This window comes from Ornithinibacillus sp. 4-3, from assembly GCF_040958695.1.
Taxonomy (GTDB): Bacteria; Bacillota; Bacilli; order Bacillales; family Amphibacillaceae; genus CALAMD01.
Genome location: NZ_CP162599.1, coordinates 1,630,401 through 1,650,312, shown reverse-complemented (window position 1 = coordinate 1,650,312; position 19,912 = coordinate 1,630,401). Strand labels below are relative to the sequence as shown.

Below are 19,912 nucleotides of genomic sequence, written 5' to 3'. Positions count from 1 at the left end.
TTTTTTATGATTATTTGATCACTGGTTTTGACAGCAACACAGAGTATGCTGACCAATTACCTGAAAAATCCTTTTCCTGAAATCCCGCTTGTTTAGCAAACTGGATAACTGTTTCTTTCTTTTGGAAATGTGGATCAAATATTGTTTCTGCCACAGTTAGTACCCCACCTGGCTTTAACAGATTAAATATTTCATTAAAAGCCGCTTGCCTATTTGGAATTTCTCCTAAAACACTCACCATCACAGCATGGTCAGACTGAGGAATTTGAAGTTCTCCCTCTCCTATTCTTCCTTGTACACATAGAATATTTTTCAGATTTCTGTGTGATGCCTTTTTCTCAACTCTTGCTAACATTTCAGCTTGAATATCAACTGCTGACACTTTCCCATCAGCACCAACACGCTCTGCTAGAGGAATCGTAAGCCGACCAGGACCACATCCAAAATCAATCACATGCATTCCTGGTTCAATGTTAGATTGCCGAATAATAACGCTAGCTTTATTAGCCTTGGTAAATGGATTATCAATCTCCACTAGACCTCGTAACCAAAATGGACAAGGTATTTCACGTTTTCGTGAAGCAAACCTCCACATATAAAAGATAATAATACTAATTGGAATTATTGCTAAGGTAATTAATTTAAATTTTTTCATTTAAAGTCTCCTCTCTTCCTTCTCTAGTGCTTTCAGTAATCTTTCACAGTTATTTTATTGTTCATAAATATTCTTACTTATTTGTGTTCGATCCATTTTTGAAAAATCTACTTTAGTAAAGGTTATTAAAGACAACCTTTCTAAGCTCAATGCTCTAAAAAAAGACGCAGCATATGTCATCGGATTTAACATAGCTATAAATTGTAAACCATTTGGAAGAAGACTAAGAGGTACATAAACTCCACATAAAAATGTAATTGGTGTTGTAACTGCTATCGAAGTAATTTGAAAGGTTTGAGCATTTTTAATTGAGGCTGCCAGAAACAAACCAAAAGCCGAAAATACAAGACCAATAAATACCATGGATACTAAGACAGCAAGTGGTGTAAATATAGATTCATATTTCAAACCAATAAAATAACCAACAATCAAGATGAGTACCCCCTGCAATGTAGCAATAATCGTCGAGGATAAAATTTGACCGAGAACTATTTGGATTCTCTTTGCCGGACTTACAAGCACTTCCTTCATATAACCTGATACCATATCATCAATTGTTGAGGTAGCAATATTTAGAGATGTTTGAAATACAACGATGATTACAATTCCTGATAGTACATAGTTTGTTGGATCAGAAATATTTGTACTTTTAAAAATAGTACTTAATAAATATAAGTAAAAAAAGGGCATGATTAAGACTAAAATTAATTGAATTCGATTCCTTAGAAACAATTTAATATTTCTCATACATAATGCAGTTATAATACGCACTTATATTCACTCCCTAATATCTTTTCCCGTAATTTCGAGAAAAACATCGTTTAATGTTCCTTTGCGAACTTCAAAATCGATAATGGATAATTGATGTTCATTTATGACCCTAGTCAATATCGATAAATCATTTACTTCTAAGGAGAAATGGTTCTTTTCTTTAACATAAACTAAGTCATATTTTTCGAGTAAGTCGCTTAATTGTTTTGGATTTGAGCTTAAAATGACTACCTTATCGCGAGTATATTGCTTTTTTAATGTTTCTGGATCATCAAAAACAATAATTTTTCCATGATCCATAATAGCTACTTTATCACTTATTTCAGCTTCATCTATATAATGCGTTGTTAAAAAGATAGTAATATCCTCTTCCTTCTGTAATTTGACAATATAATCCCATATATTTGCCCTTGTTTGAGGGTCCAATCCTGTTGTCGGTTCATCCAAAAACAATAATTTTGGTAAATGCAGCAAGCTACGAGCTATTTCTACCCGTCGTTTCATTCCGCCCGATAAATTACTAGTAACTGCCTTTTTCCATTTAGTTAATTCAACTAAATCAAGTACAAAATCAATTCTCTCGTTAATTACCGATTTAGGGATACTATAAAAATGCCCATGCATTTTTAAATTTTCTTCAACTGTCATTTTGATATCAAGCGTTTGGTCTTGGAACACAACACCTATCATGCTACGAATATAATCTTTATTTTGTTCTATTTCTTTCCCATCAATCATTAGCGATCCTGCAGTCTTATCTAGTATCGTACAAAGCGTATTTATCGTTGTGCTTTTACCAGCTCCATTAGGTCCTAAAAAAGCGAAAATACTACCTCGTTCCACTTCAAAAGAAATATGATCAACCGCAAGATATGTTCCATAACTTTTGGTGAAATCCTTAACCATAATAATAGGATCCATTATGTCCTTCCCTTTTTGTTAAAGTAAGTCATCAGTTTATAAATCTTTTCAAATGCCCCGGCCATACTTTTGGAATTAGATAATTCATCATCTAATAAATTCTCTAACGCATTCAGTACCTTTTCACAATCATTCACGTTAACACCAGAGTTTTCCGATACCTTGATAATTACTTCTACGTTATTCATTTACACCTCTCCTTTTTACAATTTAATAGACTGACTGTCGGTCTATAAATAGAATAAGTTAAACTAAGGATATAGTCAAGGAATTATTCTCTATGTTGTAATAAAAGTTATCGATCTCCAAATCTTGATTAACCTTCAAATATGCTTAGTCAACTTTCTATCCGTATTTTATAATAAATAGTAAAAACCCTTTTGAATAATTAATCAAAAGGGTTTTTCAGTTAGTCTCTATTATTACTAATTCTCAAATCGAACATTAACTAAACAGTTCGAATAATCAGAGTAGTTATAAAAGCAATTAATAAAAAAATAAATGTACTTGTTTAAGTTCAGGTGTTTGAGTAGCGCCTGCACGATCTACATCTCTACCTTGAGCATTTTCCTTGTTACTTTTTCTATTCGGTTATCCAAAACTTGATTCGACAGCTTTCCTAACTGTAATTCATCGACAATTTGCCCGTCTTTCATAAATAATACCCGTTCGCTTTGAGCAGCAACCTTCGCATCATGTGTCACTAATAAAATCGTCATGCCAGCTTGATTTGTTTGAAGGAAATACCTCATAATTTCCTCAGCAGATTTTGAATTTAGTGCTCCAGTTGGTTCATCTCCAAAAATAATTTTCGGTTCATTAATTAAAGCCCGACAAATTCCCGCTCTTTGTAGCTGTCCTCCAGACACTTGATTTGGCATTCGATAGGCTAAATCACCAATCCCTGTTTTTTCCAAAAGCTGCTGCGCATTATTTACGATTGATTTTCTCTTTTTTCGATTATCTCGCATTGCTGGAAGTACGATATTATCAATAATAGTTAAATTTTTCAAAAATGTTGGTTGCTGAAAGACAAAACCCATTTGTTGTCTGCGAATATCTGATAACTCTGTTTCTCCACATGCTGTAAGAGATTGACTATTAAATATTACCTCGCCACTATCAATTGTATCCATTCCACTCAAAGCATAGAGTAGCGTTGATTTTCCTGATCCTGAAGGTCCCATAACAGAGATAAACTCGCCTTCATAAAGGCTAACAGATACATCACGAAGAACATTAACTTTTTTCTTGTCCGTAGCAAATGACTTATGAATTTGTTGTCCATCTATTATTTTTTTCATAATTTACTCCTTTATATTTTCTGCAATTGTAATTTTCCCAGCTTGATTGGTTCCGAGCTTAGTAGCTAACAAAGTGACAAACAACATCAATACAGGAAAGCCCAAATAAATCAGTGGATGACTGCTAAAGGTGAGTGAATCCACACCAAAGAAGGAGATTGCCATCCCTGTGATCGATTCACCCAAGGTACTTGCTAGGATACTTCCTCCGGCAACACCAATGATTAAGATGAAAATTCCACGAACTGCGTATTGATTAGCAAGATCCTGATTGGTGAAGCCAATTGCTTTTAACATTGCAATGGCTGGTTTATCCTTAGCCACTAATAATTTCATAAATAATATACTCACTAATCCTGTAATAAATAAAGCAACAATCAACGCAACCTTTGCTACAGTTTTAATGGACGCCATGGTCGTGCCGAATACCTGCTGCTTATGATTATTGGCATCTGTTACTTTTACAAAAGGCAATGCTTGTGACATTTCTTCAGCGATTGCAGCAATCTGACTGGTATCACTTAGCTTGATATAATAGTTCAGCCACATCGTTGGAGCCGTTTCATCTGAAAAATTTGCCTTTGCGGTCTTACCGCCATTTAAAATATTGGAGTAAATTCCAGATACAACAAAATTCTTTGTTCCATTATCTGTAATAATCTCTATTGTATCACCAACTTGTTTTTCAAACGCTGCTGCATTCATAGAGGATAAAGCAATTTCGTTAGGCTGTTCTGGCGCTTTCCCGGTATTATATTCAATTGGAAATGCAGCATGATCACCAAGTTCAATGACTATTTTTTCCTCTAAACCGTCTTCTGTCTTTGCTTTAAAAGATTTTGAAATGATTTGGACAAATTTATTAATAGAACTATCTTCATTTAAATAATTTACAACCTGCTGCTCGCTTTTTAATGGTTCATCGGATTGATACATACTGATCATGAGATCCATATCTCCAAAGCCTAAATATTTTGTGAACGATGGTGAAGATACTGTTTGGTGAGTATTCCAAGGAACAATCATAATAAAACAGGAAAGTAATAATACAATAAACATCGTCACGTAAAGCTTTTTCCTAGAAAATACATCTTTTATTCCCATAAATACATTGGTTGGTAGCAACCTGTTCTTGCTAAGAAAAAAGTAATTTCTACGAGCAGTTTTTTCCTCTGGGCTCCCCGTGCGAATTGCTGAGGCAGCAGATATTTTTCTAAAGCGCCTTAATAAGAAATGGATGTAACCAATAACTAGTAGAAAAACAAACCCACTTCCAAAAACCGCAAGTAAAATACTCCAGCTAGCATAATCACTTTCACCTATATAAAGTCGAATATTTTCTAATAATGGATGACTGAAAATAAAGGATAGAATTAAGCCTATTAAGCAGCCTACCAAAGCAATTACAGCATATTTAGCTAAATAAATCTTCTTAATATCTGCTAACCGTAAACCAATTGCCTTCATTGTTCCAATTTCTCGATAATCCTCTTCAATTTTAGTTAATAAGGTGAAACGAATACACATAAAGGCAATCATCACAATTAAAAAGCCTATTAATAGAATCATTGCTATCATAATGCCATCAGATAATCCATTAATAACCTTGAATAAACCACCAGTTAGTGTCGGTCCATTTGCCTCCAAACCTGCATCCGCATATGCCGTCTCAAATTGATTGGTTTTAGATGAGTCTTTCAACTGAAATTCGATTAAATATTCGAGGGTTCCTTCTGAAGCCAGTTCCTGATAATCCTGTTCATGCACTAAAAAACGTTTGGAGGAGGCTAATGGCGAATTCATCTGTGCATCTCTTAGGAAGCCTGCGATTTGAAATTCTTTTCCGGCAATTTTAGCTTGATCCCCAACCTGAGCAATTCCTTCTTTCATATAACCAATGGGTACATATAGCTCTCCTACAGCTGGATCAATTGGTTGGCCATCCAAATCTAATAAATAATCGAAATTTGGACTTTGGGTTGAAAAGCCATTGTCTTGGATATTATCAATCAGACTATTTTCACCTAATTGAATTTTTGATCCTGTTATATTTAGAAAGTCCAGTACTTGAAAATCTTTTACATTCTTATGTTCAATTGCAAAGCTTTGTAATCTTTCCTTATCAATATCTCCATTATGCATTTGCAAAAAATCTGGTATTTTAGCTTGCTTTGTTAATGTATCAATAGATCCAACAAGATTAACAGTTAAAATAGCAACAATACTTACAAGCATTGTTGCAGCAGTGATGAATAGCATCGTTGTTACACTGATTAATTTATTTCTCAAAAAATCATTTCGTATGATTTGAAAAAACATCCTATTTCCTCTATTCTTTTGTTAAAATTTCCATTAACTGCTGACTGATCATTCCTTCTTCTGTTCCAAGTAATCTCTCCACGTTATATGCAAAAGCTATCATTCGCTGCATTTGCTCCTCTTTTGTCAATTCAATTGTTCCATCATCAAAAATAGTAACAGCATATACTAATAACATTTCTACGCTTTCATAAGGGTAAGGTGTATGAAATATTTTCTCATCTATACCACTTTGAATAATTTCTGTGAAAATTGGTGTGATATCTTTAAATAGCACCTGCTGAATCTTCTGATGCATCAGGGCATTTTGTGGCTTATGAATATGTGTCATCAATTCTTCAGAGACAGATCCACTTACATTCAATGAAGTAATTGCCATTAGTAATCGACTGACAACAGGTATTTCCTTTCTCCCAACAATTGATTGTACGCCTGCTACCACCTTTCTGTTATAACGATCAATAATTCCATCCATAATGGCCTCTTTGCTTTCAAAGTGATAATAAAGTGTACCTCTGGCAATTCCAATCTTTTTTAAGATATCATTTGTACTTGTTGCGTCATAACCTTGCTCATTAAATAAGGCCTCTGCTACATCTAAAATTTCGTTTCTTCTTTCCTGAGCTTCTTTAGTTTTCCTCATATCTATCATCCTTCCATCATTAGACCGTCTGTCTGTCGATTAAATAAGTTAATTCAAATTATAATCAAAAAACTCAAAATATGCAATTAGACCCTAGGCTTATTTTATTCTAAAACCATGGATAGCAGTACTACAGAGCGAAGTATTATTGTAGGAGGAATATGTTAGAATGAATTTAAAAGGGATTTATATTGTCTTTCAATATTCAGTGTGGAATGTTTAATAGTAAGGGAAAGTGAGGTGTATATATGTTGATTTTTTCAGAAATTTTAATTGTAATAGCAATTGTATTACTCATTCTTAGTGGGAGCTTCTATTTTCGACATTTACATAAAACGAAAAAACAAAGAAAACTTACACCTTTTGAATTAACCATGTACGTTGTTATTCAGTTTGCATATGCTCTTTTTGCAATCGGTATGTTGATTCAAATATTTTTTAGATAGGAAATATTCAACACTCATCCATTTTATAGAATAGAAGTATAAAAATGTTAGGAGTAGTCTTGCTGAAAAAAGATTTAATCCCTTTACCAATTTAAAATCACAAGCCAGTCCCTATTAAAAAACTAGCTTGTGATTCTAGGCAATTCTGATCTTTTTTAAGATTTATTGCATCAAAAACCAGTAGTTGTTTCTCCACGAACTGGTTCTTCTCCATTCTTAAAATTTATTCGGATGGAAGTTGCATTCTCCCAGTCCTCGCCATCTGCTACATGGAAATGGATATGAGGCTCACTTGAGTTCCCCGAGTTACCAGCTAATCCAACTACATCTCCTGCTGCTACACTATCCCCTTCACTAACCTGTAGACTGTTTTCCTGTAAATGCGCAATCACACTGTATTCATTATTTTTATGTTCGATAATGACATGATTGCCGAGGGGCTCCTCTGCGTTTGTTTCAACAAGTGGTGTATTGTCAGGAATACTATTTTCCGTAGACACAACGACACCCTCTAAAGGAGCAAGCACTTCTTTTCCAAAAGCAAAATAGCTTTCATTATCTTCTGAATCACCATCAAAGCTATTGCCTGCTTCTACTATTAAGAGATCATAAGCATATCGTTGATTTTCATGCGCGTAGTGATAATTGACAAGCTCATTGGTACCACCCCAAAAAGTATACCATTCTTCATTTATTGGCATTTGATAGATGTTTTCAGTATACTTTTCATCACTTTCTGGAAAAACAGAAAGTGGCATAAGCTGCATACCTTCGATCGTGTGGTCCTCTAAGAAATAACTTCGAATTCCTTTGTCCCCACGCTCACTGATCCATTGATATTCTGTCACATGGTCTATAGGCATCTCCGATACAAGTTCAAAGCCTTCTACATCTGCATTAAAACCCTCTCCGAGTTCAATAAAGGATTCTAGTGTTACCATATCCTGAAAATCATCACTAGTCTGATTATATAACGCTTCGAAATCACCTGCTAAAAAGCGATCTGTAAATTGGTCAGGAGATATCGCCGTTTCATTCTCCACTGGGTCTTTTTCTGCTTTTCCGCATCCACTTAAAATAACAGCTAAGAAAAGGCTCAAAAAAATGGTTAAGTAAGCTTTCATGTATTTATCCCTCTTTTTCTCTGCACATTGGTACAATTGTAAAATGTTCAATACTTATCTTTAAGTGTAACTATCTTTTTGATTGTATTCAATCGATATAGGAAAATCAGCTTTAACGCCGAGAAAATGGGAAGAAATTTTTAAAAAATTAGCTATAAAAGTCAGGTCTTATCAAGCTACATTTTCAGATTTAGGAATAATTACTATTACGAAATTTCCAATTAAAATAACAGCCGCAATGAAATAGAACGCAGCAGTAAATCCGTACATATCTGCTAAGAAACCGCCTATCATTGGCGATACGGATGCCATTAAGGCTTGGGATGTAAACACCAAACTTGTTGTAGTACCTGCCATCTCATCTGGTGTAGTTTCCATGGCCCAGGCATGCATAACTGGACGAAGTGCATATAAAAAGAATCCGATCACCGCAATGGATCCTACTAATAACCAATTAATTTGGATAAATGTCATTACTAGAACCATCACCGAAGTCAATATCATTCCAGAGTTTACAACTTTTCTTGCACCATATTTATCAGATACTGCCCCTACAATTGGTGCTGATAATAAACCTCCACCTTGTAGAATGGAAACATACACACCTACCCATAATGGAGATAACTCCATATCTAGCGCTAAATATAATGGTAAAAATGTCATTAATCCTGTTTGCGCCATAGAGCGAAAGCCGCTCGCTAAAGCTAATAATAATACTGTTTTATTTTGGATAACCTGCTTAAAGCTTTTTATGTAATCACTTATTGTAACAGTATCATCCTGTTGTTGTGTTTGCTTTTTATCTTCTGCTACCTTACGCAATAAGATTAATATAATAATACTAACGATTATTCCAGGAGCAACATTCCAAAATACAACTTCACGCCAAGCAATTGTTGCAATTAACCCTCCAATAATGATAGGTGCTAATAAATCTCCTAAATTAGCTGCCATTCCGTGTAATCCAAAAACAACACCTTTTTGTGCTGGAAATCTACTGGACAATGTCGCAAATGATGCTGGGTGCCACATCTCATTCCCAATTCCCATAATAATAACTAGCAACATAATCAGCCAATACGCATGTGATAATCCCATAAAAAGAAATGGTATTCCTGATAACAAAAGTGAAATAGCCATTAATAAATTCTTCCTAGAAGTCATATCTGTTATCGCACCAATCGGCATACCAATCAATGTTTTAGCAATAAACATTACCGTAACAAGCGCACCTGCTTGGGCAACAGATAAACCAAGCTCTAACGTAATATAAGGTAATAAAATATAAAAACTAGCTGAATACCAATGGGTAAATGTATGACCTAAGCAAATCCCCCATAAAGCTCCATCTTTTAATGAACGTATTTTCTTTTGCCGATTTACTGTAGGCATTATCCGCTTCACTCCCCCTTCTTACTGGTTTATTGTATTTTTTAACGAAGTTCATATTATTGTAACATATTTTTCATTTGATTAAGAAAGCACTTAATTTTCTGATACTTCATTTCGTTTTCAAAGACGAGTTTGTTATACTGAGAAATATAATATAAAAACAGGAGGTACTTTTCATGAAAATAATTCCTAAAGAAAAATTTGTAATATCCATGTCACCAGAACATGAAGCTGTTGAAACGGTTCCTTCCGGTAGCACGGTTGTTTTTGAAGCTTATGATTGTTTTAGTAATAAACTAGAGACGACAGCAGATAAATTCAGTAAGGTTGGTTGGGATAAGATTAACCCTGCTACAGGTCCTCTGTATGTTGAAGGTGCAAACCCTGGAGATACTTTAAAAGTAGAAATTTTAGATATTGAGATTGCAGATCAAGGTGTGATGGCTACTGTACCAGGTCTTGGTTCATTGAAAAATAGAATTAACGAGGAAACCACTAAAATAATCCCAATAAGAGATGGAAAAGCTATTTTTAGTGAGCATATTGAAATCCCTATTGATCCGATGATTGGTGTTATTGGTACAGCTCCAAAAGAAGGTGATATTCCAACTGGTTCGCCTGGAGATCATGGTGCAAATATGGACTGTAAAAAAATTACTAAAGGTGCAACATTGTATTTACCTGTCAATGTTGCCGGAGGAATGCTTGCAATGGGAGATGCCCATGCAGTAATGAGCGATGGTGAAGTACTTATTTGCGGTTTGGAAATTCCTTCCAAAACAACAGTAAAAGTAACTGTACTTGAGGGTCAGGAATACCCACTTCCATTCTTAACTAATGATACACATTTAATGACAATTGCTGCAGCAGACACATTAGATGAAGCTTCGGTTCGTGCAACTGAGAATATGCATGCCTTTTTAGAAGAGCAAGTAAAACTATCAGCTGCAGAGGCTGGAATGCTTTTATCATTAGTTGGCGATTTAAAAATATGCCAAATTGTTAACCCATTAAAAACAACAAGGATGGAATTACCGCGAAATATATTAGAAAAATATAATATCACATTAAAATAACACGGAAAAAGAGATTGGGAAAAATATGATGGTTTTTCTTCCCAATCTCTTTCTCTTTAATTCTTATTTTCTCGACGCCAATTTTTGAGCTTCTTTTTATCCTGCTGCGGGCTTTTCATATTTTCTTCTAGCCCTTCTAGAAACTCATTGGAAAACTCTACTGATTTACTCTGCTGTTGCTCTTTAGCTTTCTCCTTTTTCTTCAATGTGTTCACCTTCTTTTTACTCTTATCCTCTCCTTCCTATTTTCTTTTATTCATATTATTTGGAATAAAAAACAAGCACCCAAAATTGAGTGCTTGCATAAAAATTTATTCTACTTCTTCTAACATTTGTTCTATTTCTTCCAGAATTTCTCCTGCTGCTTTCCATTCTCCATTTGCTAATGCTTCTTGATATGCAGTGAAGCGTTCTGCAATATGTGATAATTGCTCTTCTGCACCGACAATAGGTTGTGGAGAGCTATCTGGACTTTCATCTTCTTGCTCTTTATCATCTGATGTGTAGCCAGAGTCTACTAGTTGTAAAATCTTATCTAATGATTTGTCAAATGTCTCTTCCATTACAATATGGTCTTCATATGCCATTACAACTTGTTTTACTTCAGGTAATGAAGTTTCATTAGATGATTCAATATAGACAGGTTCTACATATAAAACGGTGTCTTCAATTGGAATTGCCAATAAGTTTCCTCGAATAACCTCTGAGCCGCCTTGAGACCATAGATTTAATTGCTGTGAAATAACACTATCTTGGTTGATTCTATTCTCAATTTGTTGCGGACCATAAATATTTTTTTGCTTTGGAAAACGGTATACAAAGATTTCACCATAATTATCTCCATCATTTCGAACACCCATCCAAGCAATCATATTTTGACGTTTTTTGGGCGTGTACGGCATCATTAAGATAAATTCTTCATCGGTTTCCTCTTCCAACTTCATCGTAATATAGTATGGTTCCATTTCGATATCTTGATTAAAGTATTTCTCTGTAGGAAATTCCCAATAGTCCTCTCGATTATAAAATACTTCTAAATTGGACATATGGTAGGTTCCATACATTTTCGCTTGAATTTTAAATAGCATTTCAGGATAACGGAAATGCGCCTTTATATCCTCAGGGATTTCTTCTGTAAATAAATCTGGAAACATTTTCGAATATGTTTTTAATAATGGATCATCTGGATCTACAATATAGTAATTCACTTCACCAGAATATGCATCAACTACTACTTTTACAGAGTTTCGAATATAGCTTTTATTTCCATTATATGTTTCTGCATAAGGATAATGCTCAGCAGTTAGATAAGCGTCAATAATCCATACTAATGTTCCATCATCACGAACAACGATATACGGATCACTATCATATTCAAAAAATGGTGCAATTCTTTCTACACGATCCATAATATTTCTTGTGGCTAATAGTTGACTTTCACCTGTAATTCGATCAGAAAACAGCATGCGGAAGGATTTCTCACTTGCCGCAAATAAGAAGCGATTGATGCCACTTAAATTGATACCTGTATCTTCTTCAAATCGATTTGTCGCATTCTCATCACCCGTTGGATAATCAAATTCATCTACCTTCGAATTCACGATAACATTTCCATACGGTTCCTCACCGAAGTAGATTTGCGGACGTGTAACATCTAAAACCCCTTCAGAAGGTATATTTCTCAACATATACTCTGGTTGTCCTTGATTCGTTACCTTATTTACATGACTCATCGCAACACCATAACCATGTGTATAACGAAGTGTGCGGTTAACCCAGGTTTGCGCTTGAGAAGGTAAATCATTTGTACTTAGTTCTCTAGCACCAATAAAGACTTGCTCATATTCTCCATCAATTTCATAGCGATCAATATCCATATCATTGAATTTATAATATGTACGGAAGGTTTGTAATTGATTATAAATATCTAGCAATGGTCGTGAATCATTTAAACGCACATTATCAAGTGTTAACTCATTTCTTGTCACCATATCTTCATCTAGAGAATAATTACCAGGATGTTCTTCCTCTGTAATTTCATCTAAACCATATGCCGCTCGAGTAAAATTAAGATTATGCTCTAAATACGGTGTCTCACGAGCAAACTCATTTGGTGCAACAATGAAGTTCTGAACAACAACTGATGCAAGTTGTCCTATAATAACCAATCCTACATATAACACAATTGGGAAGAAAATTTTATGTAATTTACCTCGAACAATAATTGTAATCATCCAAATTGCTGCAAATAGTACAACAGCTGCTAATAGATAAGATTTGGGTATGTTGATTACTTTATCTGTGAAACTTAGCCCGTGAACAACACTCTTCTGGAAAATATTCACTTGGTCTGTCAGCAATGTTTCAAATGGTGCCAATAGATGCTGTCCAGCAAGTAATAATCCAATAAATGCTAGTGTCACTCCTAAATGAAGCTGTGCCGTACGATTTTCGCGATACATGTTAAAAAATGCATATGCTGCAAATTCAATCATTAAATAAAAAATTGCTAAGCTTAATAATACATAAATAACAAAATTAATAAATGGTAATGTAAACACATAAAATGAAACATCCATGCCAAAGAATGGATCGGTAATTCCGTAGCTTTCTTGATTCAACAATTTCAAAGATGGTTCCCAACCAATACCTTGAACAATGCTACTACCTATTACTCCCATAATAAAGGATACGAAAATTATCATTCCATTGCTTATTTTTCGATTCGAAACGATTGATGGTAGCTTTGATGCATGAAATTGTTTTAAATAAGCATGACGAATCCAAAATAAAGTAAAATATGAAGTAAGAGCAAACAAAATAAAACCTACTGCAACAAGCATTATTTTACTGGTTAAAATGGTTGTATATACCTTACCAAATCCTAATGAATCCATCCAAATGTACTCGATTAACCAATGAAATGCAGGAATACCTAATGTGAAGACCACAATTAGTAAGATCAAAATAATACTGATATTTCGAATCATTTTACGAAACTTACGCCAATCTGGCATATTTATAGTGTTGTTTTGCTTTCTATCCAAACTATCCCCCCTATTGTCTCCTCATTTAATGATAACAGATTAATATGCTTTTTGCTTTGGCTAATTTATAACAGCATAATAAAAAGCTGAGCCGTAAGTATTATTGAACGAATTCAAATTCAAAGAAATACGATGTGTTTTTATAAAATTTTATCTCCTAATTAAGGAATTACACATGTACATTTTTGAAATAATACTTTTGCTCAGCTTTTTATATAGGTTAAATTATTTTTCTAAACTATCTTTCCCTTTACGATAAAGCGCCTGACGCTCCTCTTCAGGTACTAATGATCCGCCTGTTGCCCAAACAATGTGTGTAATTTGATCTGCTTTCAAACCTTGCTTAGCTATATAATCTGTACCTGAGATTTGTTTTGGTCCATAGAATCCGGCTGTAGCTGAAGGCTCGACAAAAATATTTTCACTATCCTTTAGCAGTGCTAAGAATTCAAATAAATGCTTGTCCTCTAATGTATATACTCCACTCACTAATTGTTCACTAATCATTGTTGCAAAACGAGAACCTCTTCCAACAGCAAGTCCATCTGCTTCAGTGCGATTACTAATGCCAAAATCCTGTACACAAACTTTATCTTTTTCTTCTGTTAACAGGCCGATTAGTACAGCAGGAGCTTCTGTTGGTTCGACAAAGAAACAATGCACATGATCTCCGAATACTTGTTTTAGGCCAAACATAATTCCACCTGGAGCACCACCTACCCCACAAGGTAAATAAACAAATAATGGGTGGTCTTTATCTACTACTACACCTTGTTCGTCTAATTGTTTTTTTAGACGAAATGCAGCTGTACTATATCCTAAAAATAAATGCTCAGAATCTTCATCATCTACGAAATAACCATTTGGCTGCTCTAATGTTTTTTCACGACCGATTTTAATTGCTTCACTAAAATCTCCATCGAATTCATAAACAGTAGCACCTTTTTCTCGCAAAAGATCTTTTTTCCACTGTTTTGCATCAGCAGACATAAATACAGATACATTAAATCCTAATTTCGCACTCATGATGCCAATACCTAAGCCTAAATTTCCAGTTGAACCAACACCAATGGAATACTGGCTAAAGAAATCTTTAAATTGTTGCTCTGTGAATTTTTCATAATTATCCTCTTTTGTAATTAATCCTGCTTCAATTGCTAGTCTTTCTGCATAATGTAATATTTCGAAAAAACTACCTCTAGCTTTTACGGAACCAGCAATGGATAGCTCATTATCACATTTCACGAAAAGATTTCCTTCAATATTAGATGAAAATACATCATTTAATTGCTCACGCATCTGATTAATTTGACGTAAAGGAGATTCGATAATTCCTTTCGATTCCTTTAATTCTTCAGGGAAACTCTTTTCTAGAAATGGAGCAAAACGCTGCCAAAGCTTCTCTGAATCTTTCATATCATAAATCGATAGCTCTGTTGCATCTACCTCTGTTACACTACGAATCTTTGGATTAAACCATACTACTTCTTCTAAACCAATAATTTGATTTAAAAGTGGAAATTTTTCTGTATACTGCTGAATCACTTCTTTAGAAAAACTCATATTTGCTGCCCCCTTATGTCTCTATTTAGATTAAGAACGTTTCTGCCTTGCGAATTTCTAGTTCTGTAAGAAAATCATTTACCTTTTCTTTTTCATATTTCCAAATCGCATGTTCTAAAGTACATTCTATCGGTACATCACATTTAATTTTAGCTAGTTCACGGGAAAGGTGCAGCATATCCATGTTCTCGTTTATCTTCTTCTGCAAGCCTTTTGTTAGCAGATGTACATTCTCTAGTAAATTATCAATTGTTTCATACTCACTTAATAGTTTAAGTGCCGTTTTTTCTCCAATTCCCTTTACACCTGGATAATTATCAGCAGAATCACCAGTTAAGCCTTTCATATCAATGATTTGGCTTGGAATAACCCCCATTTTCTCTGCAAAGTTCTCTTGGTTATACACTTCATAATTTCCGATTCCTTTACGCATAATAGCTACACTAATTTGATAATCAACCAATTGCAGCATATCATGATCGCCTGTAAGAATAAGTACATCATGGGTATTGCTAAATTTTCTAGAAAATGTACCAATGCAATCGTCTGCCTCATAATTGACTAAACCAATATTAGGAACCTGATATGCTTCTACAACTTCCTTTACTAAATCAAATTGAGGGATAAGCTCCTCTGGTGGAGCCTCTCTATTCCCCTTATATGCTGGATACATCTCTGTACGGAATGTTTTGCTTCCCATATCCCAACAGCAAATGACATGTGTAGGCTCGAAAGTTTCAATCGCATTTGTAAAATAGCGTAGAAATTGAAACACTCCATTTGTAGGTGTGCCATTACTTGTTATCATGTAATTTCCTGTAAAAGATGTAGCGTAAAAACCACGAAATAATAAAGCCATTCCATCTACAAGTAAGATTCTCTCTGTCATTTCATTCGCCCCTCTCTTACTTCTCAGAAATAATTTGTGCTAATTGATCCTGTTTTTCTTGAAGCATATCAATATCCACTGTTTCAGAAGTAATCGCAAGTAAATTATCAATATAGTTTTGAATATTCTTCTTCACTTGTGTATTGCGCTCTTCAATTACTTGCTGCCACTGTTCTTTATATGCTTGATCCATTGTTTGATTATTAGTAGAAATATAATCTTCGATATGAGGGACTAAGGATTCATAGATATCTTCTTTCATTATTTCTTTCTCATTCTCTACAAAGAATGCTTTAGGCCCCTTAAAGCGTTTCATCGCTTTATTAAATTCACTAAAATCAATATTTAAAAATGCTTGCTCATAAGCTGGTGTAACTAACTCCTCACTAGCCATCATTGGTAAGGAGAACTTCGAATCAATTGTTTTTAACTGCTTACTTAAATCCTCATACACTTCTTTACTTAATTCTTTGATAAACGCTTCTATTCTCAAAGAAACAGCTCGGATTTCTTGAAGCAATTCATAACCTGTATAATCTAATAACTCCTTCAAGGAAGCTTCTATTTGACGCATTCCTTTTTGTCCGGATTCATTAATCGTGGTTGGATTAAATTTATCTTTAAACATATCATGGAACCTAATGCCCATTCTTTCTTTTACATAATGTAATTGACGTTCGATTCGTTGAATAATTCTCTCCTCATACATCGTCGCATTGACTGTTTCGACTTCTTTAATAAGTAAACCATTCTTTTCTTGTAGGTCAGCCTGATACGTTTCTTTCTCTTGTGTACTTAAGTGAACAGTTTCAATATAATTCGTCATCCATTCATAGGCACGCTTTATATCCCATAATGCCGACTCCATTGTTAAAGAAGGTAAATCTTCGTTAATAAACTGATAAAACTCTGTTTCAAAGATTTCCATTCTTTCATTAAGCTCTTCTCTACTCTGCTTCTCTTCTAACGAACGTTTACTTGAAACAGGATAGATTCTAGGAAAACGAATTCCTAACTGTAAGAGCTGTTCTTGTACATATTCTTTAACTAATGATAGCTCTGATTCATCTGCTGCAAGATCAGATGCATTAATAATAAAGAACATCTTGTCTAGTTCAAATGATTCTTTAATTCGACCTAACTGCATTAAAAAGTCTTTATCTGCTCTATTTAAAGCATGGTTATAATAAGTTACATATAAGATAGCATCCGCATATTTAATATAATCAAATGCTACATTTGTATGTCTTGCATTAACAGAATCTGCCCCAGGAGTGTCTACTAACGTAATGCCAAGCTGCGTTAGAGAACAGTCATAATAAAGGGTTACAAGCTCGATATAACAAGCCTTTGTTTCATCTGTTACATATTCTGCAAAATCTTCTAAAGTAATTGTTTTTACATTACCAATATCATTTTTATTATGATCATATCCAGCTAATACGGCACGTAAATACGACTGATATGTTTTATTGATACTAGCATGCTCCATCATTTTTTTATCGCGAATCCATTTTACCATCGTATCTAGATTTTCACTTTCAGGTGAAAAATCCTTTGTAATCGAAATAAGATCCTGCAATAATGTTTCTTCACTCTTCAGTTGAATAACAACCGTACCATGCTTATGTTCTTCTGTAACAGGTGCAATACGATTAATTACAGCAGTAGTTGGATTCGGTGAAGATGGCAATACACTTTGACCTATTAATGCATTGGCAAAAGATGATTTACCTGCACTAAAAGCACCAAATAATGCAATAGTTAATGTACGATGATCTAAACGACGTTTCTTGTCTAATAAATCCTCAATAATTTCTTGGAAGCCATGTACATTTTCAACGGTAGCAATCGTATTTTCAATGGATTCAATCACATCTGCAATAGAATGCTGACTCTTGCTGTGTGAAATAACTGGCTCTTCCTTCTTCTCTACCGCTTTAGCTGCAGATTTCTCTTTTTCAACGTATTGAACTACTTGAGAGACTTGGATATTATTTTTGCGATCATGCTCAATAAGCTCCAAAGCTGCATCTGTTGCATGTGGCTCTTCTAAAGTAGATTTTGCTACTTCTTTTTTATTGTCTAGTTCATCAGCAAGCTTCGCCTTCTCTGCTTCTACAGCAGCTAATTCTTCAAATTTAGAAGCTTGTTTTTCATATTGAGTAGCTTCTTTTTCCGCAGATTGATGAATTTCCTGTTGAATTTCTTCCCATAAATGCTGCGCTTGTGTTCTAAATTTCCCCTTAATATGTGCACTCACATCATTGGTATAGTTTAGAACATAATCCCCACTAAACTTTGCACCTCTTTTGATTTGAGAAAGCAGGTCTTCTCCTGTATATGTAATGGAAAATTGCTTCGTAAACTCCATTAGCTGTGGGCTAGATACCTTATATTTTGATAGTAAAGCAATGATTTTATCACGTAGCTTCCATTGAATAGAAGTTTCAATATTCTTTTGTAATTCCTCTAAAAATTCATTCATTCTCCGCTCTTGTTCTGCTTCTGTCTTCTTTTTCGCTCCAAAGAAACCTATTTTAAAATCTTTTTGCTGTGATTCTAAAAATTCACTAGCTTTCTCTCTTAAAGCTGCTGGCATTAAATATGCATTTTTCAACGTTTCTGATAAATCAAATTGGAATTCTTCTTCCAATTGCTGTGGCTGGTTCTGAATCGTTAATAATTTTGCTTTCGCTTCACGTAATTCATTTGCTTCCTCTTCATCCATTTCCTCAGTCGCAAATGTTGCTAGCTTCTCATCATAGGATTGTTTTAAAAATTTATTATGATCCTTAAGAAGACCATTTATAGCATGCTCTAATGTGTTTTCTACTTGTTTACGATTTTCTAATATATTAAAAATGGTTTCTTTTACGATTGCATATTGATTATGGATATTCTCTTGATCAAATAAGGAAGTGTAGAAAATTTGCTCTGGTTCTAGATTCCACTGTTCAAAAGTAAGACGAACACTTTCATCAAAAGACGTGAAAGGAATTTCTGCTTCATTATGTTTATCTACTTGATTGATAATAATAAAGAATGGAATTCCTTTTTCCTGAATTTGTTTTAAGAAGTGTAAGTTTACATCAGATTGCACATGATTATAATCCATCACATAGAAGAGTCTATCTACTACATGTAAAAAAGACTCTGTAATCACTCGGTCTGCATCATCAGCTGCATCAATCCCAGGTGTATCCACAATGATACAATCCTCAGGAATAATATCCTTCGATGTACTTAATTCAATTTTCTTTACTGTATTTTTATCCTTACAATATTCTTTAATCATCTCAATATCATAAGGCGCTTGATATTCCTTTGGTGCTTCATCATAAAAATGAATTTTAGCATTTCCATTTCCATTCGTAATCTCAACAATATTGGCACTTGTTGGGATTGGACTTTTTGGCAAAATTTCTTCCTCTAATAGAGCATTAATCATGGAAGATTTACCAGCTGAAAAATGTCCTGAAAAACTAATAATAAATTGATCCTTATTCATTTTCTCATAAAGATCCAAAAGCTTTCCTGCATTCACATCATCTTGATGCTTTTTCATTACATCATAAAGTGCAACAATATGCTGTAATGTGATTTGTTTTGATTTTATATCTATCGAAGTCAAATTGTACATTCCCTTTCCATTGATATTACCCATCTATTATACTGAACAAATCGACATTTTACTAAATAAATATTCAATTATTTTATAAAAAAACAATAAGAGCAATTCTGCCTCGTTCGCTATTACTA

15 protein-coding genes are annotated in these 19,912 nt (G+C 34.2%); 1 reads left to right on the top strand and 14 read right to left on the bottom strand.

Features of this window, described 5'->3' with window-relative positions; all coding sequences use genetic code 11:
- Positions 1 to 10: 10 nt before the first annotated feature.
- The 9 genes from AB4Y30_RS07945 to AB4Y30_RS07905 form a co-directional block, all read right to left on the bottom strand.
- Positions 11 to 655, bottom strand: a complete 645-nt coding sequence (locus AB4Y30_RS07945; RefSeq protein WP_368654947.1) for a class I SAM-dependent methyltransferase — start codon at positions 653 to 655, stop codon at positions 11 to 13.
- A 54-nt stretch (positions 656 to 709) separates the two neighbouring features.
- A complete protein-coding gene (locus AB4Y30_RS07940) occupies positions 710 to 1,426 on the bottom strand; it encodes an ABC transporter permease (RefSeq protein WP_368654946.1) in 717 nt (238 codons plus the stop codon).
- Between the two features lie 6 nt (positions 1,427 to 1,432).
- A complete protein-coding gene (locus tag AB4Y30_RS07935) occupies positions 1,433 to 2,347 on the bottom strand; it encodes an ATP-binding cassette domain-containing protein (RefSeq protein WP_368654945.1) in 915 nt (304 codons plus the stop codon).
- Entirely contained in the window at positions 2,347 to 2,535 is a 189-nt protein-coding gene (locus tag AB4Y30_RS07930; protein ID WP_368654944.1) for a hypothetical protein, read from the bottom strand. Before AB4Y30_RS07930 ends, AB4Y30_RS07935 begins: the two co-directional genes overlap by 1 nt.
- A gap of 357 nt (positions 2,536 to 2,892) precedes the next feature.
- Positions 2,893 to 3,651, bottom strand: coding sequence for an ABC transporter ATP-binding protein (locus tag AB4Y30_RS07925; protein WP_368654943.1), 759 nt, complete (start codon positions 3,649 to 3,651; stop codon positions 2,893 to 2,895).
- Positions 3,652 to 3,654: 3 nt separating this feature from the next.
- Positions 3,655 to 5,970 carry an ABC transporter permease gene (locus AB4Y30_RS07920; protein ID WP_368654942.1) on the bottom strand — a complete coding sequence of 772 codons (2,316 nt, stop codon included), beginning with the start codon at positions 5,968 to 5,970 and terminating at the stop codon, positions 3,655 to 3,657.
- 10 nt (positions 5,971 to 5,980) lie between these two features.
- Positions 5,981 to 6,613, bottom strand: coding sequence for a TetR/AcrR family transcriptional regulator (locus tag AB4Y30_RS07915; RefSeq protein ID WP_368654941.1), 633 nt, complete (start codon positions 6,611 to 6,613; stop codon positions 5,981 to 5,983).
- A gap of 616 nt (positions 6,614 to 7,229) precedes the next feature.
- Positions 7,230 to 8,183, bottom strand: coding sequence for a M23 family metallopeptidase (locus AB4Y30_RS07910; RefSeq protein ID WP_368654940.1), 954 nt, complete (start codon positions 8,181 to 8,183; stop codon positions 7,230 to 7,232).
- 171 nt (positions 8,184 to 8,354) lie between these two features.
- A complete protein-coding gene (locus AB4Y30_RS07905) occupies positions 8,355 to 9,575 on the bottom strand; it encodes an MFS transporter (protein WP_368654939.1) in 1,221 nt (406 codons plus the stop codon).
- A 176-nt stretch (positions 9,576 to 9,751) separates the two neighbouring features.
- Between AB4Y30_RS07905 and AB4Y30_RS07900 the strand changes: the two genes are divergently transcribed.
- Positions 9,752 to 10,651, top strand: a complete 900-nt coding sequence (locus AB4Y30_RS07900; RefSeq protein ID WP_368654938.1) for an acetamidase/formamidase family protein — start codon at positions 9,752 to 9,754, stop codon at positions 10,649 to 10,651.
- Positions 10,652 to 10,707: 56 nt separating this feature from the next.
- On the opposite strand, the gene AB4Y30_RS07895 is transcribed toward AB4Y30_RS07900, so the two are convergent.
- The 5 genes from AB4Y30_RS07895 to AB4Y30_RS07875 all read right to left on the bottom strand — a co-directional run bounded on the left by AB4Y30_RS07895 (position 10,708) and on the right by AB4Y30_RS07875 (position 19,784).
- Positions 10,708 to 10,857, bottom strand: coding sequence for a hypothetical protein (locus AB4Y30_RS07895; protein WP_368654937.1), 150 nt, complete (start codon positions 10,855 to 10,857; stop codon positions 10,708 to 10,710).
- A 105-nt stretch (positions 10,858 to 10,962) separates the two neighbouring features.
- Positions 10,963 to 13,698: a UPF0182 family protein gene (locus tag AB4Y30_RS07890; protein WP_368654936.1), complete on the bottom strand. Its 2,736-nt coding sequence runs from the start codon at positions 13,696 to 13,698 to the stop codon at positions 10,963 to 10,965.
- Between the two features lie 225 nt (positions 13,699 to 13,923).
- Positions 13,924 to 15,261, bottom strand: coding sequence for a D-serine ammonia-lyase (locus tag AB4Y30_RS07885; RefSeq protein WP_368654935.1), 1,338 nt, complete (start codon positions 15,259 to 15,261; stop codon positions 13,924 to 13,926).
- A 25-nt stretch (positions 15,262 to 15,286) separates the two neighbouring features.
- Positions 15,287 to 16,150, bottom strand: coding sequence for a 5'-3' exonuclease H3TH domain-containing protein (locus AB4Y30_RS07880; protein ID WP_368654934.1), 864 nt, complete (start codon positions 16,148 to 16,150; stop codon positions 15,287 to 15,289).
- 16 nt (positions 16,151 to 16,166) lie between these two features.
- Positions 16,167 to 19,784: a dynamin family protein gene (locus AB4Y30_RS07875; protein ID WP_368654933.1), complete on the bottom strand. Its 3,618-nt coding sequence runs from the start codon at positions 19,782 to 19,784 to the stop codon at positions 16,167 to 16,169.
- Positions 19,785 to 19,912: the final 128 nt, after the last annotated feature.